The organism is Halomonas sp. DP5Y7-2 (assembly GCF_019802025.1).
Classification (GTDB): domain Bacteria; phylum Pseudomonadota; class Gammaproteobacteria; order Pseudomonadales; family Halomonadaceae; genus Halomonas; species Halomonas litopenaei_A.
In genome coordinates, this window is record NZ_JAHVHY010000002.1 from 207,032 (window position 1) to 230,318 (window position 23,287).

Here is a 23,287-nt window from a genome sequence, read left to right on the forward strand (position 1 = left end):
TTGCGCGCCGAGCCGACAATAGGCGGTGGATTATACCGACCTGAACCACCCCCTCAAGTATCGCTGGAATCCCGCTTCTCCAGGCGACTGACGCGCTTGGCGATACTATCGAGCTGCTTGAAGCGCACGGCATTGCGGCGCCACTGGCTGTTTTCCATTGCACCGGTGCCGGAGGAGTAGACACCTGGCTCAAGAATCGAGTTGGTGACCAGGCTCATGCCGGTGACCTGCACGCCGTCACTGATGGTCAGGTGTCCGGACAAGCCGACCCCGCCTCCCAGCATGCAGTGGCGTCCCACCCGGGTGGAGCCCGCAATGCCGACGCAGCCGGCCAGGGCGCTGTGATCGCCGATCTGCACGTTGTGCGCGATCTGTACCTGGCTATCGATCTTGACGTCGTTACCGATCACGGTGTCACCGAGTGCACCGCGATCAATGCTTGAACAGCTGCCGACCTCGACATCATCGCCCAGCACCGCGCCACCCAGCTGGGCAATCTTGCGCCAGCCGCTTCCATCGTGGGCAAAGCCGAAGCCGTCGCCGCCGATCACGCAGCCACTGTGCAAGATCACCCGCTTGCCGATGACCACCCCGTGATACAGCGTGACATTGGCATGCAGGAAACCGTCATCGTCGATCTGGCTGTCGCTTCCGATCACGCAGCCGGGACCTACGACAACGCGGTCGCCCAGCTTCACGCCGGATTCGACTACCGCATTGGGGCCGATGCAGACATCCTCACCCAGTACCGCATCGTCGGCCACCACGGCACTATGATGCACACCCGGGCGATGAGCGCCGACCAGGGGATCGAGCAACCTGGAGAGCTCGGCGTACCCCAGATAGGGATTGTCCAGCACCAGTGCGGGCACTGGACAGGCTTCTAGATGATCAGGATGCAGCAATACGGCAGCGGCACGTGTAAAGGGAAGGTCCTTGAGGTAGGCCCGGTTGGCGAGAAAGCTGACCTGGTCAGGCCCGGCATCCTTGAGCGTCGCCAGCCCTCGCACGCGCTGATCGCCATCGCCGTGCAGGCGCGCGCCCAGTTGGCTGGCGATCTCGGAAAGGCTTGGCTGGGTGCGTGATGATTTCATGAATGACCGTGATGCGGTAACGACAAAATTCGAGAAAGGAAGCGCTGGTCACGCGCTGTCAGGGCGTGTCCAGCAACCGAGTCACCTCGGCGGTCAGGTCGGGCAGATCGCGGCTGCTGTGCAGCACGCCATCCGGCGTGACCAGCACGTCCACATCGTGGCGATCAATGACCTGCGCCACCGCCTCGTCGACACGACCTTCAAGGCGACTTATCAAACGCTGTTCGGTTTCCTGGCGAGCGTTGAGGATATCACGCCTTAGCCGATCGAATCGCTGTCCCTTCTGTTGAAACTCCTGGACGCTGGCGGGATTCGGCTGCTGCCCTTGCTGGGCAAGCTCATCGGCCAACCCTTCCAGCTCCAGGCGAAGCACTTCAGCCTCTTGCTGCCACGGCCCCACCTGCTGCTGGAGGGACTGCATGGCACCTTGGGCCATGCGGGTGTCCAGCAGCGCTTGCTGCCAATCCAGCACCGCGACTCCCGAGGCCTGCGCCGCCTGCCATGGCAGGGCGGCACACGCCACGATGACTGCCAGGCAACGGCGCAGTCCACTCACTGACATCAGAACGTCTGACCGAGCGAGAACTGGAACACCTGGGTGTCATCCTCGTCCTTGTCATTGAGCGGTTCAGCGATACTGAAGGTTAGCGGCCCGACCGGCGTCAGCCAGGACACGCCGACACCCGCGCTGTAGCGAATATCACCGAACTCCACTCCAGAATCACACTTCTGGCGACCTTCGTCTTCAGACAGTACGTCATAGCACTCGGTCAGGAAGGTATTACCGGCATCAATAAACAGCGACGGCTGCACCGAACGCTTGTCTTCGACGAAAGGCATCGGGAAGATCAGTTCCATGCTGCCCTCGATCAGCACGTTACCGCCCAGCGTCTCGTCGTCACCGTCTTCACGCTCGGTCGTCAGCTGACCCAGGGTGTTGTCGGTGAAACCACGTACCGAGCCAAGACCACCGGCCAGAAAGTTCTCGTAGAACGGATAGGGGTCGCTCGAGTTGAGCGCGTCGGCGTAACCCACCTGTCCGCTGAACTTGAGTGACCAGGTTTCTTCCTCGTTGAACGGGAAGAACTGCTTGGCCTGGGCACGGGCCTTGTAGTACTCGGCGTCGCTGCCGGGCACACCCAGCTCCAGCGACAGGCGCTGGTAGTTACCGGCGGTGGGCATGATGCCCCGGTTCAGATCGTTTCGGGTCCAGCTACCGGTGACCGACAGGGTGTTGGCGTCATCACCTTCATCCAGCACGTAGCGCTTGATTTCCGACGGCGTGTCGTCATAGGTGTCGATCTCGAGCTTCTCGATGTTGGCGCCAAAGTTCATGCGCGTCAGCTCGTTGATCGGATAGCCGAAGTTGATGCCTGCCCCCAGCGCATCGGTGGAGTAGGTGGAGATATCGGAATCTTCGTAGTCGGTCGCGCGGTAGTAGAAGTTGTAGCCGCGAGAGATACCGTCAAGCGTCCAGTAGGGGTCAGTGAAACCAAAGTTGATGCTGGTGTAGGTATCACTCTTCTGGGCACCGATATTGACCCGATTGCCGCTACCCAGGAAGTTGTTCTGGGACAGCGAGGCGCCGTAGATGACGCCGGCACTCTGAGAGAAACCAAGGCTTGCCGAGAGCGAGCCAGAAGGCTGCTCTTCGACGTTGTAGGTGACATCGAGCTGGTCGCTTTCGCCCGGCACCGGCTCCGTCTGCACCTCGACCTGCTTGAAGAAGCCAAGACGTTCCAGGCGCTGACGCGATTGGGAAATGGCCTCGGTCGACGCCGGCGCGCTTTCCGCCTGGATCATCTCGCGGCGCAGCACCTCGTCCTTGGTCGTGGTGTTGCCGACAAACTGGATACGACGCACATAGGCGCGACGTCCGGGGGCGACCTGGAAGCTCAAGTCGACGGTTTCGCCGTCACTGCGTACTTCCGGGATGCCGTCGACCTCGGCGAAGGCAAAACCTTCTGCCCCAAGGCGCGAGCGCATGGCTTCAGAGGACGCAATGACCTTGCTGCGGGAGAACACGTCACCGGACTGGAACTGCAGCAGATCGCGGGCTTCTGCCTCGGCTACCTTCAGGTCGCCGACGAAGTTGATATCTCCGACGCGATAGCGGTTGCCTTCATCGACATTGATGGTGATGAAGATCCGGGACTTGTCAGGACTGATGGACACCTGGCTCGAGGTAATCTCGAAATTCACGTAACCGCGGTCGAGATAGTAGGAGCGCAGGCGCTCCAGGTCACCCGCCAGGGCTTCCCGGGAATATTCGTCGGCGGAGAACCAGCCAAAGAACAGGCCGGGATCATCCTCAAGCTCGAACTCATCAAGCAGGATATCGTCGGAAAAGGCCTCGTTGCCCACGATGTTGATCTGGCGAATCTTGGCAACGGCACCTTCATTGATATTGATATCGACGCGCACCCGGCCTTGGCCGACCGGCGTCACCTCAGTATCAATGCGGGCGCTGTAGCGGCCCTGGGACTGGTACAGCCCCTCCAGCTCACGCTTCATCTCGTCGATGGTCGACAGCTGCAGCACCTGGCCTTCACTGATCCCGGCCTGCTTCAGGCCGTTGCGCAGATCTTCATCGGTGATCTGTGAGTTGCCTTCGATATTGAGGGCGGAAATGGTCGGACGTTCCTCGACCTGGATGATCAGCACATCGCCCTCACGAGCAAGCTCGATATCTTCGAACAGCCCAGTGGCAAACAGCTGGCGCGCGGCGTCGGCCAGCTCGCGGTCATCCACCTGGTCGCGAGCGTTGACGGGAAACGCATTGAAGACGGATGCAGCGGAGACCCGTTGAAGGCCCTCCACACGAATGTCCGACACGGTAAAGGAATCCGCGTGCGCCACCTGGGCACAGGCGGTCAAGAGTGTCGCCAATCCGATGGTCTTGATTTTCATGCAGTCAATTCGCTCGCGTTGAGTCAGCGTACCTGTCCAGACAGGCACCTTATACATTTCTCCGCCTTACTGACAAGTTGACAGCGGCGTCTCAAAAAAGGGGCACCGTCTCCCGTCACTCGCCGCCACCACCCCTGGTGACGACTGCGGCGTCTCCCGACACTCGGGCCTTGCTGATGGTCTGTCGCCCTACCAGAGCCGCATCACATCAAAGTACAGGGCCATGATCATCAGCGTTCCGACCAGCGCTAGACCCACCTTCAGTCCGACCGCCTGGGTGCGCTCGGAGACAGGCCGTCCGCGCACCGCCTCGATCAAGTAATACAGCAGATGGCCACCGTCGAGCACCGGGATGGGCAACAGATTGAGCACCCCCAGGCTGATCGACAGGTACGCCATGAAGTTGACGAAGCTCTCCAGACCCGAGCGAGCCGTATCGCCCGCGATGCGCGCAATCGTGATCGGGCCCGACAGGTTGGTCGGTGAAATCAGGCCCACCAGCATCTTGCGCACCGCGTCGAAGGTCAACACTGTCATTTCGGCGGTGCGCGATGCAGCTTGCCCCACGGCCTCCAGAGGTCCGTAGCGGATATCTCGCTGATACTTCTGGGGCCAGTCTACCGGTGCAACGCCGGCACCGATATAGCCGATCTCGCTACCATCATCGAGACGGTTCCCGCGCGGGGTCAGGCTTAGCGTGACAGAGGCATCGCCTCGCTGCACGTCGAGCTCCATGGCCTCGCCGGGACGCGCCCGGACGCGCTGGACCAGGTCCGGCCAGTCCGCCACCGGCTCGCCATCAATCGCCACCACCCGGTCACCGGGCTGCAGCCCCGCCTGGACCGCTGGCTCGTTCTCGACCAGTTGGCCGATCACTGCCGGCATGTCCGGGCGCCACGGCCGGATACCCAGCGTTCCCAGCGGCTCCGGTGGGTCCTGCCCCACCAGCCAGTTGTCCACCTCGACCGGGTAGGTCCGGGCAACGCTGCTGCCCTCCGCCCGTGTCTCGATGGCCAGGCTGCCGCTGGCGCCAATGGCAGCCACCAGCTTCAAGTTGATGTCGTCCCAGGAGCGAACCGGCTCACCGCGGACGGCGGTGACTTCCATGCCCTGCTCCAGCCCCGCCTCGGCCGCCGGAGACTGCGGCGTCACCTCGCCCACTACCGGCACGACAGTCGTGGTACCCGCCACAAACAGCGCCCAATAGGCCACCAGCGCCAACAGGAAGTTGGCCAGCGGACCCGCTGCGACAATCGCAATACGCGCCCACACTGACTTGCGATTGAAGGCCTGATCCAGCTGGTCAGCCGGGACATTGCCCTCACGCTCGTCGAGCATCTTGACGTAGCCGCCCAATGGAATGGCGGCGATCGCGAACTCGGTGCCATGGCGGTCCACTCGCGACCACAAGGGCTTGCCGAAACCTACCGAGAAACGCAACACCTTCACGCCACAGCGGCGCGCCACCCAGAAGTGACCGAACTCATGGAAGGTGACCAACAGGCCGAGCACCACCAGCACGGCCAGAATGTTCTGAATCAGGCCCACCTACGTCTCCTTGGCAATGTCGCGTGCGTCGGCGCCAGCGCCGTCGTTGTTCCGGCAGCAGAGAATGAGAAAGGTTCCACTAAACAACGCATCAGCGGCGTGCCTCCAGCCAGGCCAGCGCATGACGCCGGGCCTGGCGGTCGGCGGCCAGCACCGCCTCCAGATCATCGGCGCGGCCATCAAAGTGGCCCTCCCTGACGTCCTGTACCAGCGCAGCAATGGCATTGAAGCTCAGGCGCCGATCCAGGAAGGCCTCCACCGCGATTTCGTTGGCGGCGTTGAGTACGGCAGGCTGCAGTCCCCCTTCCGCCATCGCCTCGCGAGCCAGACGCAGGCAGGGAAACGCCGTTTCGTCGGCCGGCTCGAAGTCCAGACGAGCCACCGCGAACAGATCCAGCGACTGCACACCGGCATCGATCCGCTCGGGCCACGCCAAGCCGTAGGCGATGGGCGTGCGCATATCCGGGTTGCCAAGCTGTGCCAGCACCGACCCATCGCTGTAAGCCGCCATGGAATGAATCACGCTCTGCGGGTGTACCACCACCTGAATCTGCTCGGGCCGAGCATCGAACAGCCAGCAGGCCTCGATCAGCTCGAGCCCCTTGTTCATCAGGGTGGCACTGTCTACGGAAATCTTGCGGCCCATCGACCAGTTGGGATGCGCACAGGCCTGGTCGGGGGTGACCTGGGCCAGCTGCTCGGAGGAGTAACCGCGAAAGGGACCGCCCGAAGCGGTCAGCAGCAGCTGGGTGACCCCATGCTGCGCCAACCCTCCACGGTGTTCACCGGGCAGACACTGAAAAATGGCATTGTGCTCGGAATCGATCGGCAACAGCGCCGCGCCGCTCTCCTCGACGGCCTGCATGAACAGCGCCCCCGACATGACCAACGCTTCCTTGTTGGCCAGCAGCACGCGCTTGCCCGCCCGCACCGCAGCCAGCGTCGGCAACAGTCCGGCGGCGCCCACGATGGCCGCCATGACCACCTCGGCTTCCGGCGCACTGGCGACCTCCGCCAATGCCTGATCACCGTGGCGTACCTCGGTGGCAAGGCCAGACTCCCGGAGCTTCAGTGCCAGCCAGTCGGCATCGGCTGCACCGCCCAGCACGGCCACCTCGGGATGGTGAGACAGGCACTGTTCCAGCAGCGCCTCGCGGGACCGGTGTGCCGTCAGGGCGTGGACGCGATAGCGGTCGGGATGCCGGGCGATGACGTCGAGGGTACTGGTGCCGATAGAGCCGGTGGCTCCCAGCACAGTCACCCCCTTTACTGCCTGTGCGTCAGAGCGCTTAGGATCTGTCATGACGCCACCAGCCAGGTAAAGAAAAGTGCGAAGACGGGAATCGCAGCCGTCAGGCTGTCGATGCGATCAAGCACGCCGCCATGCCCGGGCAACAGGGCACTCGAGTCCTTGATCCCGCGATGGCGCTTGAGCATGCTCTCGAGCAGATCCCCCAGCACCGAGATCAGGGTCACGGCCAGTGTCAGCAGCACCAGCGTGATGGCAGCGGACAGCGATAGCGCCTGCCACAGGGCAAACACCACCGCCAGACAGGCAGTGACGGCCATGCCACCGTATACGCCTTCCCAGGACTTGCCTGGGCTGACGCTGGGCGCCAGCTTGCGACGGCCAAAGGCGCGACCAACGAAGTAAGCACCGATATCGGCTCCCCACACCAGCAGCAGCACGAACAGTAGCCAGGCGGCGCCGCTCTCCCGCAGCAGGTTGAAGCCGACCCAGGTGGGCAGCAAAACCCAGCCGCCCATGGCCAGGCGCATGCAGGTCGACGACCACTGCGGCGTGCGCTCAGGATGCCCCAGCACCCACCACAGATTGATCGACCAGCCAACGGCGCCTATCACCAAGGGCCACAGGGCGTGAGACTGACCGGTTAGCCACATCACCAGCATGACCCCGGCCAGCGCCGCCGGGGCTAGCCAACGCCTCACTCCCCGATCCAGGCCTGCCAGGTTGGCCCACTCCCAGCCCGCCAGCACCACGATGGCGCCGGTGAACAGCGCGAAGGCGCCCCCTTCCAGTCCAAACAAGCCTGCCAGCGCCAACGGCGCCAGCCAGACCGCCGTAATGATTCGCTGTCTAAGCACCCTGGGCCTCTAGCTGTTCGTCAGTCATGCCGAAGCGGCGCTTGCGCTGGCAGAAGTCCTCCAGTGCGTCGTCGAAGGCCTCGCCATCGAAGTCGGGCCAGAGCACGGGCGTGAAGTACAGCTCCGCATAGGCCAGTTGCCACAGCAGGAAGTTGGAGATACGGCGCTCGCCGCTGGTACGAATGCACAGATCGACTGGCGCCGCGTCACTCAAGCACAGCTCCTGTGCCAGGGTGCCTTCGTCGATGGCATCCGCCTCGAGCTCACCCCGCGCGACGCGCTCGGCCAGCCGCCGCGCGCCGCTGGCGATGTCCCACTGACCGCCATAGTTGGCGGCGATGACCAGGCGCAATCCCTGATTGCCCTGCGTCAACCGCTCGGCATCTTCAATCCGCTTCTGGATCGCCGACGAGAACCCCGAGGTATCACCGATCACCGACAGACGGATATCGTGCTCGTGGAGCTTCTTGACCTCGCGCTTGAGCGCCATCAGGAACAGTTCCATCAGCGCGTTCACTTCAGCGGCGGGACGTTTCCAGTTCTCACTGGAGAAAGCAAACAGCGTCAGCGTCTCGATACGTCTCTCGGCGGCACGACGAATCACCGCTCTCACGGCTTCGACACCCGCGTGATGCCCGCGCACACCGGATAAACCGCGCGCCTTGGCCCAACGGTTGTTGCCATCCATGATCACGGCCACATGACGAGGCAGACTCGCAAAGGGCGGCAGCGGGCGAAGTTCGGGAGACGGCGTTGACTTCATGGGGTCTCGCATGACGTTTGAATCCAGCCTCACCGCATCCTGGCAGCAAGACAATCGGTTCATTTGTCGGCCATCGGCCAAGGCGATGGCCGACAAAGCAACCTCGGCCACTGGTCACATGCAACACGATAGCGCACGCCCAGTGCAGCGGCACCCCGGGCCTGCCGTCGCGGCAGCCCCGGAGCAGCGCCGGATCAGACCTGCATCAGGTCTTCTTCCTTGGCCGCCAAGGTCTTGTCGATTTCGGCGATGAAGCGATCGGTGATCTTCTGCACCTCATCCTCGCCCTGACGCTCTTCGTCCTCGGAAATTTCCTTGTCCTTGAGCAGCGCCTTGATGTCATTATTGGCATCACGACGGACGTTGCGGATCGCGACCCGCGCGTTCTCCGCTTCCTGACGCGCCTGCTTGATGTAGCCCTTGCGCGTCTCCTCGGTGAGCATCGGCATCGGCACGCGGATCACGTTGCCGGCGGACGCCGGATTGAGGCCGAGGTCAGAGGTCATGATCGCCTTCTCGACCTTGGGCACCATGCTTTGCTCCCAGGGCACGACGGTCAGCGTGCGGGCATCTTCGACGTTGACCGACGCCACCTGGTTCAGCGGCATCATGGAGCCGTAGTATTCGACCTGGACGGCATCCAGAATACTGGGATGCGCGCGGCCGGTGCGAATCTTGTTCAGGTTATGATGCAGCGACTCGATGGTCTTCTGCATTCTCGTTTCTGTGTCTTTCTTGATGTCGTTGATCACGATCTCACCCTCTGTCGATCAGCGTGCCTTCCTTGCCACCCACTACCAGGTTGAGCAGGGCGCCAGGCTTGTTCATGTTGAAGACCCGAACCGGCATGTCATGGTCACGCACCAGACAAATCGCGGTCAAATCCATCACCCCGAGCTTCTGTTCGAGGGCGTCGTCATAGGACAGTTGGTCATACTTGACGGCATCGTCGAACTTGACCGGATCCTTGTCGTAGACACCATCTACCTTGGTTGCCTTGACCACCACGTCGGCATCGATCTCGATGCCGCGCAGACACGCAGCGGAATCGGTGGTAAAGAACGGGTTACCGGTACCGGCGGAGAACAGCACGACATCGCCGGACGTCAGGTAACGAATCGCCGTGCGTCGGTCGTAGTGCTCCACTACCCCACTCATGGGAATCGCCGACATGACCCGCGAGCGGATGTTGGAACGCTCAAGCGCATCGCGCATGGCCAGGGCGTTCATCACCGTCGCCAGCATGCCCATGTGGTCACCGGTGACACGCTCCATACCGGCTTCATGCAGGGCGGCACCACGGAACAGGTTGCCACCGCCGATCACGATGCCTACCTGGACGCCGATGCCTACCAGCTGCCCAATCTCGAGGGCCATGCGATCAAGCACCTTGGGATCGATCCCGAACTCGGCATCCCCGGTCAACGCCTCGCCTGACAGCTTCAGCAGGATGCGCTTGTACTTCGACACATCGGCACGGGGCTTGTCGAGCTTGGACTGGGGGGAAGAATCGGCGCTACTCATGGCATTTCTCCACTGGGGACTGGATGGGTCGAGTGACGGTCGGTCAGGCCGTACGCTCACCGCTGACGCATACACGAAGGCGTGCGCTTTCGCGCACGCCATCTTTACACTGTGCTAGCACAGTATGGAACCTTGGGCCTCGGGAAACACATCCCTTTAGCTACGCTTGGCCTGTTCCATGACTTCCTTGGCGAAGTCGACCTCTTCCTTCTCGATGCCCTCGCCCACTTCGAAGCGAGTGAAGCCGATCACTTCACCACCGGCGGCCTTGACGAACTCGGCCACGCTCTGGTTCGGATCCTTGACGAAGGGCTGCTCGGTCAGGCTGTTCTCGGCCAGGTACTTCTTCAGGCGGCCCTGCACCATCTTCTCGGCGATCTGCTCGGGCTTGCCCGCCATATCCGGCTGCGCCAGGATGATGGCCTTCTCCTGGTCGAGCGCTTCCTGAGGCATGTCCTCAGGACGAGCAACGGCCGGGTTGATCGCAGCCACGTGCATGGACACGTCCTTGGCGGCTTCCTGAGTGCCACCCTTGAGCTCGGTCAGCACGCCGATGCGGCCACCGTGCACATAGGCACCCACCAGGTTGCCGTCAGCCGCATCGACGACCACAGCGCGACGCACGCCGATGTTCTCGCCGATTTTCTGGACCAGCTGCTCACGAGCAGTTTCCAGCTCGCCAGCGGTCACAGCGGCGACGTCTTCGCTCTTGGCAGCGAAGAAGGTATCCGCCACCTTGTCGGCAAACGCCTTGAAGTTGTCGTCACGAGCAACGAAGTCGGTCTCGGAGTTGATCTCGACCATCACGCCGTAGCTGCCGTCCTCGGACACGCGAGTCACGACAACGCCTTCAGCAGCGGTACGACCCGCTTTCTTGGCGGCCTTGAGACCAGAGTTCTTGCGCAGATCCTCAATGGCCTGCTCGATGTCACCGCCGGCTTCGGTGAGTGCCTTCTTGCACTCCATCATGCCGAGCCCGGTACGCTCGCGCAGTTCCTTGACCTGGGAGGCGCTGATAGCTGCCATGGTATTCACCTCTAAATGGTTCGACCTGGGTGTCGGAGAGGCCCTCGGCTTGACCGCGGGCCAGAGTAGAGAAAAGGGGGCCTCGGCCCCCTTTGCGCCTGTCCGGCGTGGATCGCTTGCGCGATCAGCTGGCCCAGGCGGGCCGAAGCTTACTCGGCAGCAGCGGCGGCATCGCCTTCGCTGTCGGTCACTTCGACGAACTCATCGGGGCGACCTTCCTTTGCACGACCGCAGGCATCGGCGATGGCCTTGACGTAGATCTGGATGGCGCGGATGGAGTCATCGTTGCCCGGGATCACGTAGTCGACGCCGTCCGGATCGGAGTTGGTGTCAACCACGCCGATGACCGGGATGCCCAGCTTGTTCGCTTCGTTGATAGCGATACGCTCGTGGTCGACGTCGATCACGAAAAGTGCGTCCGGCAGGCCGCCCATTTCCTTGATACCGCCGATGGAGCGCTCGAGCTTCTCTTGCTCGCGAGTCGCCATCAGGACTTCTTTCTTGGTCAGCTTCTCGAAAGTACCATCTTCGTGCATGGTCTCGAGTTCGCGCAGACGCTTGATGGACTGACGAATGGTCTTGTAGTTCGTCAGCATGCCGCCGAGCCAGCGGTGGTTGACGAACGGCTGACCAACGCGGTTGGCTTCTTCCTTGATGATCTTGCTCGCGCTACGCTTGGTACCGACGAACATGATCTTGTTGTTGGCAGAGGCCATCTTCTCGACCACATCGATCGCCTCGTTGAGCGCCGGAAGGGTATGCTCGAGGTTGATGATGTGAATCTTGTTACGAGCGCCGAAGATGAACTTGCCCATCTTCGGGTTCCAGTAACGTGTCTGGTGACCGAAGTGTGCGCCTGCCTTGAGCAGGTCACGCATATTGACGTGTGCCATGGATGACTCCTGAAAAATCGGGTTAGGCCTCCATGCACCCCATGGATCCGACCAGAGGTTTCCCTCAGGCACCCGGGACCATGTGTCGGTGCATGTGTGTTTTCAAGGCTCGAGGCTTCCACTGTGAAAGCCTCTTCTGTTTGCCGCCTTCCCGTAACGCGCCGCCTGGCGAGGGCGTCGCAGGCAGGGAGCGAAGGATCGTAACCCTTCCTTATCTCACCCGCTCCGTGATCGACACACCCATGCAGGGAACGGCGATTGCAGGAAAGCGCGCAGCTTTATACCATGGATGACTTTCGAATTGAAGTCGCCCAGCGTCTCGCGCGCTCGACGCCGCCGCATCGACACCCGCATACGGCCATTCTGCGCTGTGTCAGCCGCAGCCTCCTGCCCCATGGCGACCCCACACAGATCGAGATTCCATGAACGTACCCATCAAGACGCCCGACGAAATCGAAAAAATGCGCGAAGCCGGCCGCCAGGCGGCCAGCGTGCTGGAGATGATCACCCCTCACGTCGTCGCTGGTGTCAGCACCGGCCACCTGGACAAGCTGTGCCACGACTACATCGTCAATGAGCTCGGCTCGACCCCTGCCCCGCTCAACTATCATGGCTTTCCCAAGTCCATCTGCACCTCGATCAACCACGTGGTCTGCCACGGCATCCCCGACGACAGCAAGAAGCTGAAGAAGGGCGACATCATGAACATGGACATCACCGTGAAGACTGCCGATGGCTATCACGGCGACTCCAGCGTCATGTTCATCATCGGTGACACCATTCAGGGCGAGCGCCTGTGTCGCGTCACCCAGGAGTGCCTGTACCGCAGCATGGCGCTGGTACGCCCCGGGGTGCGGCTGTCCGAGCTCGCCCGCGCCATTGAAAGCCATGCCCAGGCCAACGGCTACTCCGTCGTTCGGGATTTCTGCGGCCACGGCATCGGCGCCGGCTTTCATGAGGATCCCCAGGTACTGCACTACGATGGCTACGCCCCGGAAGCCGACATCGAACTGGCGGCCGGCATGTGCTTTACCATCGAGCCAATGATCAACGTCGGCGACCATCGCACCAAGGTGCTGCGCGATGGCTGGACGGCGGTCACCAAGGACAAGGGACTGACTGCCCAGTGGGAGCACACCCTGCTGGTGACCGAGACCGGGGTCGAGGTGCTGACCGCTCGCTCGGATGAAGACCTGTCCTTCCTCGAGCGCTGAGAGCCCATGCTGCTGCACCACTACCGCTTCGCACCGGAATTCGAGCTGTTCGACGTCGACGACTTTGCTCGCCAGCTCGACGGCCAACGTTCTCCCATCGCTCCGTTCAAGGGGGCGCTAAAGGAGATTCAGGCCCGTCTCGATGAGCGCTTCCTGGGAGGCGCAGACATCCGTGACCTGGTACGCGGGCGGGCCTGGTGCCTCGACCAGCTGCTGGCCCTGGCCTGGTCACGCCAGACGGGACTGGACGACGGGGTTGCCCTGCTCGCCGTGGGCGGCTACGGCCGCGGCGAACTGCATCCGCATTCCGATATCGACCTGATGTTCCTGCTGAAAGACGATGACGACACCCCTTATCGGGAAGCGTTGACCTCGTTTATCACCTTTCTGTGGGACATCGGCCTGGAAATCGGCCATAGCGTGCGCTCCCTCAACGACTGCGCGCGCGAGGCCGAAGCCGACGTCACCGTCATCACCAACCTGCTGGAATCTCGCACCATTGCAGGGCGGGAGGCGCTGCGCCAGGCCATGCGTGAGCGGCTGGCGGCGGAGCACATGTGGCCGGCGGATCGCTTCTTCGAAGCCAAGTGGCAGGAACAGATCGCTCGCCACTATCGTTTCAACAACTCCGAGTATCATCTGGAACCGAACATCAAGAGCTCACCCGGTGGGCTTCGCGATATCCAGATGATCGGCTGGGTCGCCAAGCGCCATTTCGATACCGAGTCCTACGAGGATGTGGTGGCCAAAGGCTTCATGAATGACGCCGAACACCGCATCCTGAGCCAGGGCCAGGCGTTCCTGTGGCAGGTTCGCTACGCCCTGCACATGCTCACCGGGCGCGCCGAAGACCGCCTGCTGTTTGATCATCAGAACACCATCGCCGAGCTGTTTGGCTATCGCGACAACCCTGAGCGTCTGGCGGTAGAGCAGTTCATGAAGCGCTATTACCGTCATGTCACCGCCCTGGCTGGGCTCAATGACATGCTGCTGCAGCACTTCGACGAGCAGATCCTGCGCCCCGACGAGCCGATTGCGGTCACCCCGCTCAACGAGCGCTTTGAAGTCGCCGGTGGCTACATCCAGGTACGCTCGCGCACCCTGTTTCGGGACCAGCCCTCGGCCCTGCTCGAGCTGTTCTACCTGATGGCAGAACATCCTGAAATTGAGGGCGTGCGCGCCGATACCATTCGCCTGATCCGCGACCATCGACACCTGATGGACGATCGCTACCGCGATGACCCTCGCCACCAGGCGCTGTTCATGGCGCTGTTGCGCTCTTCCGGCAATGTCGCACGCCAGCTCCGTCGCATGAACCGCTATGGCGTACTGGGCAAGTATCTGCCGGCCTTTGGCCAGGCGGTCGGCCTGATGCAGCACGACCTGTTCCACATCTACACGGTAGATGCCCATACTCTGCGCCTGCTGAAATGCCTGCATGGATTTCGCAAGCCGGAGTCCAAGAAGGAATTTCCCGTCGCGGCCACCCTGATCCACCAGGTGCCGAAGATGGACATCCTGTGGATTGCCGGACTGTTTCACGACATCGGCAAGGGCCGCGGCGGTGACCATTCGCTGATCGGAGCGCGCGAGGTCGAGGTCTTCGCTGAGCGACACGGACTCAGCCAGCGCGACACCCGCCTGGTCAGCTGGCTGGTGGAGCATCACCTGCTGATGTCGATGGTGGCCCAGAAGCGGGACATCACCGACCCCGAAGTGATACGCGACTTCGCCGCCACGGTGGTCGATGAGACGCGCCTGGACTACCTGTACATTCTCACCGTCGCCGATATCACCGCCACCAATCCGACGCTGTGGAATGGCTGGCGCGCGTCGCTGATGCGCCAACTGCACGCCGAAACACGGCGCGCCTTGCGTCGCGGACTCGAGAACCCGCTGGAGCGTGACGACTGGGTGCGCGAAACCCGTGAAGAAGCCCACTCGCTACTGGCGACCATCGGCGCCGACATGGCGCGGGTAGATGCCCTGTGGCGCTCTCTGGGAGAAGACTTCTTTCTGCAGTACGCGCCGAGCGAAGTGGTCTGGCAGACCCAGGGCATGCTCGATCACGCCGGCAGCGACATGCCGCTGATCCTGATCAATGCCCCCACCGACGACATGCCCGAGGGCGGCACCAAGGTGTTCATCCATACCCGCTCCGTGGATGACCTGTTCGCCGCCACCGCCGCGGCAATGGAGCAGCTTGGTCTGTCGATCCACGACGCCCGCATCGCCACCTCGCTCAATGATTGGACGCTGAATACCTTCATCGTGCTCGACGATCACGACCAGCCGATTCGCGACGCCGTGCGCCTGGAGGAGATTCGCCGCCATCTGGTCGAGGAACTGGATGATCCGGACGACTACCCCACCATCGTGACGCGCCATACACCGCGCCAGCTCAAGCATTTCAAGGTCGCCACCCAGGTCGCCATTGAACAGGACCCCAACGGCGAACGCACCTTGCTGGAGCTTACTGCCCCTGACCGTCCAGGCCTGCTGGCCCGGGTCGGCAGCATCTTCATGGAGCAGGGCATCACACTGTCGGCGGCCAAGATCGCGACCCTGGGCGAGCGCGTCGAAGACGTGTTCTACGTCACCGACCGCGCCGGCCTCCCGATCACCGACCCGCAGCGCCAGCAGGCGCTGCGCGAGCGACTGATCGAAGTGCTCAGCGTGTAACGACGGGGAGCCGTCGGCGCCCGTGCATTTGAGGCGGGCCCGACGCTTCCCTATAATCGCCGACAGCCCCATTCCCGCGATGACAACGACGCCCCAAGGGCGCGCCAGGACCTCATGAACCCTGATCTCGATGCCTTGCAACCGTATCCCTTCGAGCGCCTGGCGGCGCTGAAGGCCGACCTGACGCCACCGGCGCACCTAAACCACAGGCCGCTGACCATCGGCGAACCCCAGCATCCGCCCTACCAGGCGGCACTGGACGCCCTGGTGCGCTATCAGGGGGAATTCGCGCGCTACCCCGCGATCGCTGGTCTGCCACCATTGCGCCAGGCCATCGCCGCCTGGGCCAGCCGCCGCTTTGCTCTGCAAGGCCTGGATGCCGAGCGCCAGGTATTACCGGTCAATGGCACGCGGGAAGCCATCTTCGCCTTCGTCCAGGCCTGCCTGGACCGCTCACGTCCGGCGCGTGTGGTGGTGCCCAACCCGTTCTACCAGATCTATGAAGGCGCCACCTTGCTGGCCGGCGGCCAGCCGCTCTATCTGGACTGCCGTGCTGACAACGGCTTCCGGCCAGACCTGTCCGCCATCGATGCCGACACATGGCGCGACGTTCAAATGGTGTTCATCTGCTCACCGGGCAACCCCACCGGCGCCGTAACGCCCCTCGAGGATTTTCAGCAGCTGATCCGCCTGGCCGACGAACACGATTTCATCATCGCCTCGGACGAGTGCTACTCGGAGCTGTATCTGGACGAACAGGCGCCACCTCCGGGCCTGCTCGAAGCTGCCGCCGCCATGGGGCGCCACGACTATCAACGTTGCCTGGTCTTCCACTCCCTGTCGAAGCGCTCGAACTTGCCGGGACTGCGTTCGGGTTTCGTTGCCGGTGATGCCGATCTGATCGCTCGCTTCCGTCGCTACCGCACCTACCACGGCTGCGCCATGGCCCTGCCGATTCAGCATGCGTCCATCGCCGCCTGGGCCGACGAAACCCACGTGCGCGACAATCGCGACGCCTATCGCGCCAAGTTCGCGGCAGTCACGGAGATTCTCTCGTCGGTGGTCGACTTTCCTACTCCGGAAGCCAGCTTTTATCTGTGGCCAGCAGTGCCCGACGGTGACGATGAGGCACTGACCCGGCGCCTGTATGCTGAAGCGCATGTCAGCGTGCTACCCGGCAGCTATATGGGCCGGATCGGTGCCGATGGCAGCAATCCCGGCAGTGGGCGCCTGCGCCTGGCTCTGGTCGATGAGCTCACCGCCACCTGCGAGGCAGCAGAACGCATTCGACACCTGCTGGCCAGCGGCTGACGTCGCTGCCACCACGACGCCCCACTTCGAGGACAGGCCATGCTGACGCTCTATGTGATCAAGAACTGCGACACCTGCCGCAAGGCGCAAAAGGCACTGGACGCAAGCGGACACCCCTACCAGGTGCATGATCTGCGCGCTGACGGTGTCTCTGCCGCCCTGCTCGAGCACTTTCTCGAGTCGGTTGCCGTCAAGACGCTGCTCAATACCCGCAGCACTACCTGGCGCCAGCTGCCCGACGACGACAAGCAGGACGTCGACGCCAACAAGGCCCGCGAGCTGATGCTGGCCAACCCGACACTGATCAAACGCCCGCTGCTCGACAAGGGTGATGACATCCTGGTCGGCTATCGCGACGGCGATTACGACGCTCTCTAACCCCGATTGAACACGTTCACTTTAAAGGACATACGGCATGCACAGCTTTGCACTTGGTATCGGCACTCAGAACACCCAGGGCGACTGGCTCGAGGTCTACTATCCGGCCCCCCTGCTGACCCCTGACGCCAGCCTGGTCGAGGCCGCAGCCAAGGTCCTCGATGCGCCCAAGGGCACCGCCGTGGTCAGCTTCCTGCCCGAGCACTGCCAGGCACTGGCTGATGCCCTGCGCGACGCAGGTCATCCAGAACAGGCCGACCTGGCCGCCAGCCTTGCTGCCAGCCAGCGCCCGCTGGTCGCGACCTTCATTGACCAGGACCTGCCTCCGCAGTCGGCCCCCGAGGTCTATCTGAAGCTGCACCTGCTGTCCCACCGTCTGGTCAAGCCGCACCAGCTCGACCTCACCGGCATGTTCGGTCTGCTGCGCAACATTGCCTGGACCAGCGAAGGTGCGATCGACGTCATCGAGCTGCCGGCGCGCCGCCTCAAGGCCCGCCTGGAAGGCCGCACCCTGTCGGTGGACTGCGTCGACAAGTTCCCCAAGATGACCGACTACGTGGTACCCGGCGGCGTGCGTATCGCCGATACCGCGCGGGTACGTCTGGGCGCCTACCTGGGCGAGGGCACCACCGTCATGCACGAAGGTTTCGTCAACTTCAATGCCGGTACCGAGGGCCCCGGCATGATCGAAGGACGCATCTCTGCTGGCGTGATGGTTGGCAAGGGTTCCGACCTGGGTGGCGGCTGCTCGACCATGGGCACCCTTTCCGGCGGCGGCAACATCATCATCTCCGTGGGTGAGGGCTGCCTGATCGGCGCCAACGCCGGTATCGGCATCCCTCTGGGCGATCGCTGCACCGTGGAGGCAGGCCTCTACATCACCGCGGGCGCCAAGGTCACCCTGCTCGACGACCAGAACCAGGAAGTTCGCACCCTGGCAGCCCGTGAGCTGGCGGGTCAGAGCGACCTGCTCTTGCGCCGCAACTCGACCAACGGCCGCATCGAGTGCCTGACCAACAAGAGCGCCATCGCCCTGAACGAAGCGCTGCACGCCCACAATTGATCCTGAGTGCGGCGGCCCCGGCCGCCGCCCCTCACCGAGACCGCCATGCCGACTACCGATCTTCCCGCCCCGACCGGCGCAACTGCGCCGTCCGAGACGCTTTCGCCCACCCTGGAGCTTGCCCTCGAGCTGCTGCGTCGTCCATCGGTGACACCGGACGACATGGGCTGCCAAACCCTGATGATCGAGCGCCTGGAGCGGCTTGGCTTCAACGTCGAAACGTTGCGCTTCGGCGACGTCGACAACTTCTGGGCGGTACATGGGCATCATGGCCCCGTCCTGGCCTTCGCTGGGCACACCGACGTTGTACCCACAGGCCCGGAGCACCAGTGGCAGACGCCTCCCTTCGCTCCTGAGATTGATGCCGACGGCATGCTCAGGGGGCGTGGAGCGGCTGACATGAAGGGCAGCCTGGCGGCAATGATCACAGCGGTGGAGCGGTTCATCCAGGAGCACCCCGATCATCCTGGGCGTATCGCCTTCTTGATCACCGCTGACGAGGAAGGACCGGCAGTGGACGGCACCCGTGCCGTCGTCGAATGCCTGCGCGAGCGCAACGAGCGTCTGGACTACTGTATCGTCGGCGAGCCGTCATCGACGGAGCGTCTGGGCGACGTCATCAAGAACGGGCGTCGCGGCTCGCTGGGTGGCGTTCTCACCGTGCGTGGCATCCAGGGACATGTGGCCTATCCGCATCTGGCGCGTAATCCGATCCACCAGATCGCTCCGGCTCTGGATGCGTTGGCCAACGAACACTGGGATTCGGGCAACGACTGCTTCCCTGCGACCAGCTTTCAGGTATCCAACCTGCGCGCCGGCACGGGAGCCACCAACGTCATTCCTGGCGAAGTGGAGGCCACCTTCAACTTCCGCTTCTCCACCGAGACGACCGACCAGGAGCTGCGTGATCGCACCGAAGCCATCCTGCGTGACTTCGACCTGGACTTCGATATTGACTGGACCTTGAACGGCCAACCCTTCCTGACCCGCGAAGGGGCCCTGGTCGATGCCGCCGTCGCTGGAGTACGTGATATCACCGGCATTACCCCGGTGCTGTCCACCTCCGGTGGCACCTCCGACGGCCGCTTCATTGCCACCCTGGGCACCCAGGTGGTCGAGCTTGGCCCGCTCAATGCCACCATCCATAAGGTGGATGAGCGTGTCCGCGCCGCCGATCTCGATGACCTCAGCCACGTCTATGAAGCCATCCTGACGCGGCTTTTCGCCAGCGCAACGAAGTGAGGTGATGATGGAGCGCTATCCCGATATCGAGATCTACCTGGGCGATTGCGACCCTGAGCGCATCAGTCGCTGGCTGGCAGAGACTATCGACGCTGCACCGCTGGTATCCCGCGGCAAGTTCAAGTGGAGCACTCAAGGGCAGCGCGAAGGCAGCGTGATCCCGGTGTTGCTGGTGGCCAAGGCGGCAGACGGTTTTGCCAGCCTGTGGCTCGACAGCGCCGACTCCCCTTGGGCTACTGACGCAGAGTTCGCCCGCGCGGCGGCCAAGGCGCTGGAGTGCGAGGTCCGCTGTTCCTTGGGCGGCTGGCAGCCTGGCGATGACCCTGACCGCTTCCTGCGGGTGCTGCCCGACGGCAGCGAAAGCGCCTTCGACTGGCCTGACTCCGGCCATTGAGGGACCGGCTCAAACGACGACGCCCCGCACATGGCGGGGCGTCTTCAGGGTAGCGACGATAGCGGAAAGGGGTCAGGTGATGACCGTTACATCGTCGGCTTGCAGCCCTCGCTCATTTTCGACCACGTAATAGCGGACCTTTTGGCCCTCGGCCAAGGTGCGATGTCCGCGACCGCGTATCGCCCGAAAATGCACGAACACATCGTCGCCACCATCACGTGTGATGAAGCCGTATCCCTTGTTGACGTTGAACCATTTGACCTCACCAATCTCGCGGTCGTCATCTTCGACATCAGCAAGATTGACCAGGCGCGGCGTCAGCGCATTAAGCGATAGGGTAGCCAGCAGCAACACGGCAAAGATGGCGCTGGCTGCAGCGACATAGCCGATCAGCAACGCCTCTTCACCGACAACCCCATGCAATGCCTCGACTGACACACCCGTGGCAAGACTCACCGCCAGGGCAATCAGCAGCGGCGCAGGAGCGGCCAGCAGCACACTGATCACACAACAACGAAAGAAAACCCTTTTATTCATGGACGTAAAAAACTCTCTTGGCATGATGAAGATAGATGGAAAGACCATGGGATCATCGTCTATGCCAATGACACAGGCGAGACCCTTCCGCCACGACTTCTTGGAAAAAGCCCAAGGCAGGCAGCAGACACGATGAACAGTGACACACCGCAACATGAGTCTATCACGGGTATTGACAAGCCGTCCGCCGATCTAGCAAAGCGTGTCGAAGATTTGGAGAGCCGGCTGGCCTATCAAGAACACTGGCTCGACAGCCTGGATGCGACCATCGCCTCCCAAGAGCGCCGAATGATGGAGCTGGAGCGCATCAACCGCCTGATGCAGCAGCGTTTGCGCGAACTGTCAGCGGATAATGAACGTGACCTTGGTGATGCTCCCGGCCCCGAGGACGAGCTTCCCCCCCACTACTGAAGCCCCCACCTCATAGATAAAAAAACACCGCCAGACGGATGCCTGGCGGTGCTGCTGTCAACGGCCTGACGGGGCGTCAGGCCGCTAGCGCTATGACTTTACACGAGACCGTCCAGATATCGCTCCACGTCCAACGCCGCCATGCAGCCGCTTCCGGCTGAGCTGACCTTGTGAAAAGGCGCCGGGCGATCACCTCAGACGAGGCTGTCCAGATACCGCTCTACATCCAACGCCGCCATGCAGCCGCTTCCGGCTGAGCTGACCTTGTGAAAAGGCGCCGAGCGATCACCTCAGACGAGGCTGTCCAGGTACCGCTCTACATCCAGCGCCGCCATGCAGCCGCTTCCGGCTGAGGTAATCGCTTGGCGATAGACATGGTCCATCACATCACCAGCGGCAAACACCCCAGCCACACTGGTCGCCGTGGCGTTACCTTCAAGGCCGGACTTGACCTTGATGTAGCCTCCGGCCATATCCAGCTGACCTTCAAAGATCGCGGTGTTCGGGCTGTGGCCGATCGCGATGAACACCCCAGGGGCGCTGATGTCGCGGGTTGCGCCGGTCTCGACGGACTTGAGTCGGGCACCGGTCACGCCGGTGTTGTCACCCAGCACTTCATCCAGCGTATGGTTCCATACCAGCTCGACATTGCCGTTCTCAGCCTTTTCAAACAGCTTGTCCTGCAGAATCTTTTCCGCCCGCAGGCTATCGCGACGATGCACCAGGGTAACCTTGGAAGCGATGTTGGACAGGTACAGCGCTTCCTCCACCGCGGTATTGCCTCCGCCGACGACGACCACTTCCTGATTGCGATAGAAGAAACCGTCGCAGGTGGCACAGGCAGACACGCCCTGTCCCATGAACTGCTGCTCGGAGGGCAGTCCCAGATAGCGGGCGCTGGCCCCGGTGGCAATGATCAGGGCATCACAGGTGTAGGTACCGTTATCCCCCTTGAGCGTGAAGGGGCGCTGACGCAGTTCCACTTCATGGATATGGTCAAACAGCACTTCCGTATCGAAGCGCTCAGCGTGACGACGCATCCGCTCCATCAGCTCGGGACCCTGTACACCAGCATCATCACCAGGCCAGTTGTCCACGTCGGTGGTGGTGGTCAGCTGCCCACCCGTCTGCATGCCGGTGATCAGCAGCGGCTTCAGGTTGGCCCTGGCAGCGTATACTGCGGCACTGTAGCCGGCCGGGCCGGAGCCCAGAATAATCAGACGTTCGTGGCGCGCTTCACTCATGGCTACCTCACTGGACCAGATGGCTGCAACGTCCAGAGAGAACGTGCAGCAAATTCAGAAAATGATTCGGCAGATTCGCCGCTGGTGACGTCGTCGTGCAGTCATCGAGGAGCTGCGTTCATCACCATGGGCCAAGCTGCGTCTTCTTCACCCTGCCTGCGGCCGACGGGGCGGGCTCGCCGCCCCGTCCACCACTGGCGCCAATCTACCCGAGACTGGCCCCAGCCATACCTTTACAGTGCGCTGGAGTGCGCGCCCAGGTACTTGGCAACACCTTCTGCGGTGTCCTTCATGCCTTCCTGGCCTTCTTCCCAGCCAGCGGGGCACACTTCGCCATGCTTCTGGTGATGCTGCAGCGCCTTGACCATGCGCAGCATCTCGTCAACGTTACGGCCCAGCGGCAGGTTGTTCACCACCTGGTGCTGTACCACGCCGTCTTCGTCGATCAGGAAAGAGGCACGCATGGCAACGCCGGCGTCCGGGTGCTCGATGCCGTAGGCCTGGGTGATCTCGTGCTTGACGTCGGCCACGATCGGGAAACCGACTTCACCGATGCCGCCGGCGTCGGGGCTGGTCTTGCGCCAGGCGTAGTGGGTGAACTGGGAGTCGATGGAGACACCGATCACCTCGACGCCCAGGTCCTTGAACTGCGCCAGACGGTTGTCGTGGGCGATGATCTCGGAGGGGCACACAAAGGTGAAGTCCAGCGGCCAGAAGAACAGCACGCGCAGCTTGCCGTTGCTGTCGGACAGCTTGAAGTTGTCGACGATCTCACCGCTGCCGGTTACGGCAGCAGCTTCAAAATCGGGAGCTTGACGTCCTACCAGTACGCTCATGAAAGTCTCCTTGGGGATTGAAGCGTGATAAGGGAAGCTATCTTTGTTCCCAGCAAGGCGTACAAGACAAGGGCATACCCTAGGCGAGCACGTCCTGCTGGGCCAATCGAC

22 protein-coding genes are annotated in these 23,287 nt (G+C 62.5%); 8 read left to right on the forward strand and 14 right to left on the reverse strand.

The features are described 5' to 3' along the window. Positions 1-53: 53 nt before the first annotated feature. The 11 genes from lpxD to rpsB form a co-directional block, all read right to left on the reverse strand. Positions 54-1,094, reverse strand: coding sequence for a UDP-3-O-(3-hydroxymyristoyl)glucosamine N-acyltransferase (gene lpxD, locus KUW18_RS03485; protein ID WP_206940309.1), 1,041 nt, complete (start codon positions 1,092-1,094; stop codon positions 54-56). Positions 1,095-1,152: 58 nt separating this feature from the next. Further along, complete coding sequence (locus KUW18_RS03490; protein WP_206940311.1) at positions 1,153-1,656, reverse strand: OmpH family outer membrane protein; 504 nt, start codon at positions 1,654-1,656, stop codon at positions 1,153-1,155. Next, positions 1,656-4,004 (reverse strand): outer membrane protein assembly factor BamA, encoded by a 2,349-nt coding sequence (bamA, locus tag KUW18_RS03495; protein WP_206940312.1) that lies wholly within the window; start codon positions 4,002-4,004, stop codon positions 1,656-1,658. The genes KUW18_RS03490 and bamA overlap by 1 nt, the downstream gene beginning before the upstream one ends. Positions 4,005-4,193: 189 nt before the next feature. Further along, the gene (rseP, locus tag KUW18_RS03500; protein ID WP_206940313.1) at positions 4,194-5,552 is read right to left on the reverse strand and encodes an RIP metalloprotease RseP; all 1,359 of its coding nucleotides are present in this window, start codon (positions 5,550-5,552) and stop codon (positions 4,194-4,196) included. A 91-nt stretch (positions 5,553-5,643) separates the two neighbouring features. Continuing rightward, the gene (gene ispC, locus KUW18_RS03505; RefSeq protein WP_222483381.1) at positions 5,644-6,855 is read right to left on the reverse strand and encodes a 1-deoxy-D-xylulose-5-phosphate reductoisomerase; all 1,212 of its coding nucleotides are present in this window, start codon (positions 6,853-6,855) and stop codon (positions 5,644-5,646) included. Next, entirely contained in the window at positions 6,852-7,658 is an 807-nt protein-coding gene (locus KUW18_RS03510; protein WP_206940315.1) for a phosphatidate cytidylyltransferase, read from the reverse strand. The genes ispC and KUW18_RS03510 overlap by 4 nt, the downstream gene beginning before the upstream one ends. Further along, positions 7,651-8,421, reverse strand: coding sequence for a polyprenyl diphosphate synthase (gene uppS / locus KUW18_RS03515; protein WP_224908674.1), 771 nt, complete (start codon positions 8,419-8,421; stop codon positions 7,651-7,653). Before uppS ends, KUW18_RS03510 begins: the two co-directional genes overlap by 8 nt. A gap of 194 nt (positions 8,422-8,615) precedes the next feature. Next, a complete protein-coding gene (gene frr, locus KUW18_RS03520; RefSeq protein ID WP_206940317.1) occupies positions 8,616-9,173 on the reverse strand; it encodes a ribosome recycling factor in 558 nt (185 codons plus the stop codon). A 4-nt stretch (positions 9,174-9,177) separates the two neighbouring features. After that, positions 9,178-9,945: a UMP kinase gene (gene pyrH / locus KUW18_RS03525; RefSeq protein WP_206940318.1), complete on the reverse strand. Its 768-nt coding sequence runs from the start codon at positions 9,943-9,945 to the stop codon at positions 9,178-9,180. 156 nt (positions 9,946-10,101) lie between these two features. After that, the gene (gene tsf / locus KUW18_RS03530) at positions 10,102-10,971 is read right to left on the reverse strand and encodes a translation elongation factor Ts (RefSeq protein ID WP_222483379.1); all 870 of its coding nucleotides are present in this window, start codon (positions 10,969-10,971) and stop codon (positions 10,102-10,104) included. Between the two features lie 149 nt (positions 10,972-11,120). Beyond that, positions 11,121-11,864 (reverse strand): 30S ribosomal protein S2, encoded by a 744-nt coding sequence (gene rpsB / locus KUW18_RS03535; RefSeq protein ID WP_206940321.1) that lies wholly within the window; start codon positions 11,862-11,864, stop codon positions 11,121-11,123. Positions 11,865-12,286: 422 nt separating this feature from the next. Between rpsB and map the strand changes: the two genes are divergently transcribed. The 7 genes from map (at position 12,287) to KUW18_RS03570 (ending at position 20,148) form a co-directional block, all read left to right on the forward strand. Beyond that, on the forward strand, positions 12,287-13,078 hold the full coding sequence (map, locus tag KUW18_RS03540) for a type I methionyl aminopeptidase (protein WP_206940323.1): 792 nt from the start codon (positions 12,287-12,289) through the stop codon (positions 13,076-13,078). 6 nt (positions 13,079-13,084) lie between these two features. Next, on the forward strand, positions 13,085-15,760 hold the full coding sequence (locus tag KUW18_RS03545) for a [protein-PII] uridylyltransferase (protein ID WP_206940325.1): 2,676 nt from the start codon (positions 13,085-13,087) through the stop codon (positions 15,758-15,760). A gap of 114 nt (positions 15,761-15,874) precedes the next feature. After that, positions 15,875-17,071, forward strand: coding sequence for a succinyldiaminopimelate transaminase (dapC, locus tag KUW18_RS03550; protein ID WP_206940327.1), 1,197 nt, complete (start codon positions 15,875-15,877; stop codon positions 17,069-17,071). Between the two features lie 39 nt (positions 17,072-17,110). Beyond that, entirely contained in the window at positions 17,111-17,449 is a 339-nt protein-coding gene (locus KUW18_RS03555; protein WP_206940329.1) for an arsenate reductase, read from the forward strand. A 37-nt stretch (positions 17,450-17,486) separates the two neighbouring features. Then, positions 17,487-18,512 (forward strand): 2,3,4,5-tetrahydropyridine-2,6-dicarboxylate N-succinyltransferase, encoded by a 1,026-nt coding sequence (dapD, locus tag KUW18_RS03560; RefSeq protein ID WP_206940332.1) that lies wholly within the window; start codon positions 17,487-17,489, stop codon positions 18,510-18,512. A gap of 45 nt (positions 18,513-18,557) precedes the next feature. Next, positions 18,558-19,754 carry a succinyl-diaminopimelate desuccinylase gene (gene dapE / locus KUW18_RS03565; RefSeq protein ID WP_206940334.1) on the forward strand — a complete coding sequence of 399 codons (1,197 nt, stop codon included), beginning with the start codon at positions 18,558-18,560 and terminating at the stop codon, positions 19,752-19,754. A 7-nt stretch (positions 19,755-19,761) separates the two neighbouring features. Further along, on the forward strand, positions 19,762-20,148 hold the full coding sequence (locus tag KUW18_RS03570) for a hypothetical protein (RefSeq protein ID WP_206940833.1): 387 nt from the start codon (positions 19,762-19,764) through the stop codon (positions 20,146-20,148). Positions 20,149-20,220: 72 nt separating this feature from the next. Here the strand turns inward: KUW18_RS03570 and KUW18_RS19850 are convergent, their stop codons facing one another. Then, positions 20,221-20,685, reverse strand: coding sequence for a cold-shock protein (locus KUW18_RS19850; protein ID WP_206940336.1), 465 nt, complete (start codon positions 20,683-20,685; stop codon positions 20,221-20,223). A gap of 132 nt (positions 20,686-20,817) precedes the next feature. Here KUW18_RS19850 and KUW18_RS03580 point away from each other — a divergent pair, with 132 nt between their 5' ends. Continuing rightward, a complete protein-coding gene (locus tag KUW18_RS03580; protein WP_206940338.1) occupies positions 20,818-21,096 on the forward strand; it encodes a SlyX family protein in 279 nt (92 codons plus the stop codon). 290 nt (positions 21,097-21,386) lie between these two features. On the opposite strand, the gene trxB is transcribed toward KUW18_RS03580, so the two are convergent. Further along, positions 21,387-22,340, reverse strand: a complete 954-nt coding sequence (trxB, locus tag KUW18_RS03585; RefSeq protein ID WP_206940341.1) for a thioredoxin-disulfide reductase — start codon at positions 22,338-22,340, stop codon at positions 21,387-21,389. Between the two features lie 233 nt (positions 22,341-22,573). Continuing rightward, positions 22,574-23,176: a peroxiredoxin gene (locus tag KUW18_RS03590; protein ID WP_206940343.1), complete on the reverse strand. Its 603-nt coding sequence runs from the start codon at positions 23,174-23,176 to the stop codon at positions 22,574-22,576. Between the last annotated feature and the right edge of the window lie 111 nt (positions 23,177-23,287).

Bases quoted from the DNA above. Each gene is read 5' to 3' on its own strand.
- lpxD (WP_206940309.1), bottom strand. From the start codon at position 1,094: ATGAAATCATCACGCACCCAGCCAAGCCTTTCCGAGATCGCCAGCCAA.
- KUW18_RS03490 (WP_206940311.1), bottom strand. From the start codon at position 1,656: ATGTCAGTGAGTGGACTGCGCCGTTGCCTGGCAGTCATCGTGGCGTGT.
- bamA (WP_206940312.1), bottom strand. From the start codon at position 4,004: ATGAAAATCAAGACCATCGGATTGGCGACACTCTTGACCGCCTGTGCC.
- ispC (WP_222483381.1), bottom strand. From the start codon at position 6,855: ATGACAGATCCTAAGCGCTCTGACGCACAGGCAGTAAAGGGGGTGACT.
- uppS (WP_224908674.1), bottom strand. From the start codon at position 8,421: ATGAAGTCAACGCCGTCTCCCGAACTTCGCCCGCTGCCGCCCTTTGCG.
- pyrH (WP_206940318.1), bottom strand. From the start codon at position 9,945: ATGAGTAGCGCCGATTCTTCCCCCCAGTCCAAGCTCGACAAGCCCCGT.
- tsf (WP_222483379.1), bottom strand. From the start codon at position 10,971: ATGGCAGCTATCAGCGCCTCCCAGGTCAAGGAACTGCGCGAGCGTACC.
- rpsB (WP_206940321.1), bottom strand. From the start codon at position 11,864: ATGGCACACGTCAATATGCGTGACCTGCTCAAGGCAGGCGCACACTTC.
- map (WP_206940323.1), top strand. From the start codon at position 12,287: ATGAACGTACCCATCAAGACGCCCGACGAAATCGAAAAAATGCGCGAA.
- KUW18_RS03545 (WP_206940325.1), top strand. From the start codon at position 13,085: ATGCTGCTGCACCACTACCGCTTCGCACCGGAATTCGAGCTGTTCGAC.
- dapC (WP_206940327.1), top strand. From the start codon at position 15,875: ATGAACCCTGATCTCGATGCCTTGCAACCGTATCCCTTCGAGCGCCTG.
- KUW18_RS03555 (WP_206940329.1), top strand. From the start codon at position 17,111: ATGCTGACGCTCTATGTGATCAAGAACTGCGACACCTGCCGCAAGGCG.
- dapD (WP_206940332.1), top strand. From the start codon at position 17,487: ATGCACAGCTTTGCACTTGGTATCGGCACTCAGAACACCCAGGGCGAC.
- dapE (WP_206940334.1), top strand. From the start codon at position 18,558: ATGCCGACTACCGATCTTCCCGCCCCGACCGGCGCAACTGCGCCGTCC.
- KUW18_RS03570 (WP_206940833.1), top strand. From the start codon at position 19,762: ATGGAGCGCTATCCCGATATCGAGATCTACCTGGGCGATTGCGACCCT.
- KUW18_RS19850 (WP_206940336.1), bottom strand. From the start codon at position 20,685: ATGAATAAAAGGGTTTTCTTTCGTTGTTGTGTGATCAGTGTGCTGCTG.
- KUW18_RS03580 (WP_206940338.1), top strand. From the start codon at position 20,818: ATGAACAGTGACACACCGCAACATGAGTCTATCACGGGTATTGACAAG.
- trxB (WP_206940341.1), bottom strand. From the start codon at position 22,340: ATGAGTGAAGCGCGCCACGAACGTCTGATTATTCTGGGCTCCGGCCCG.
- KUW18_RS03590 (WP_206940343.1), bottom strand. From the start codon at position 23,176: ATGAGCGTACTGGTAGGACGTCAAGCTCCCGATTTTGAAGCTGCTGCC.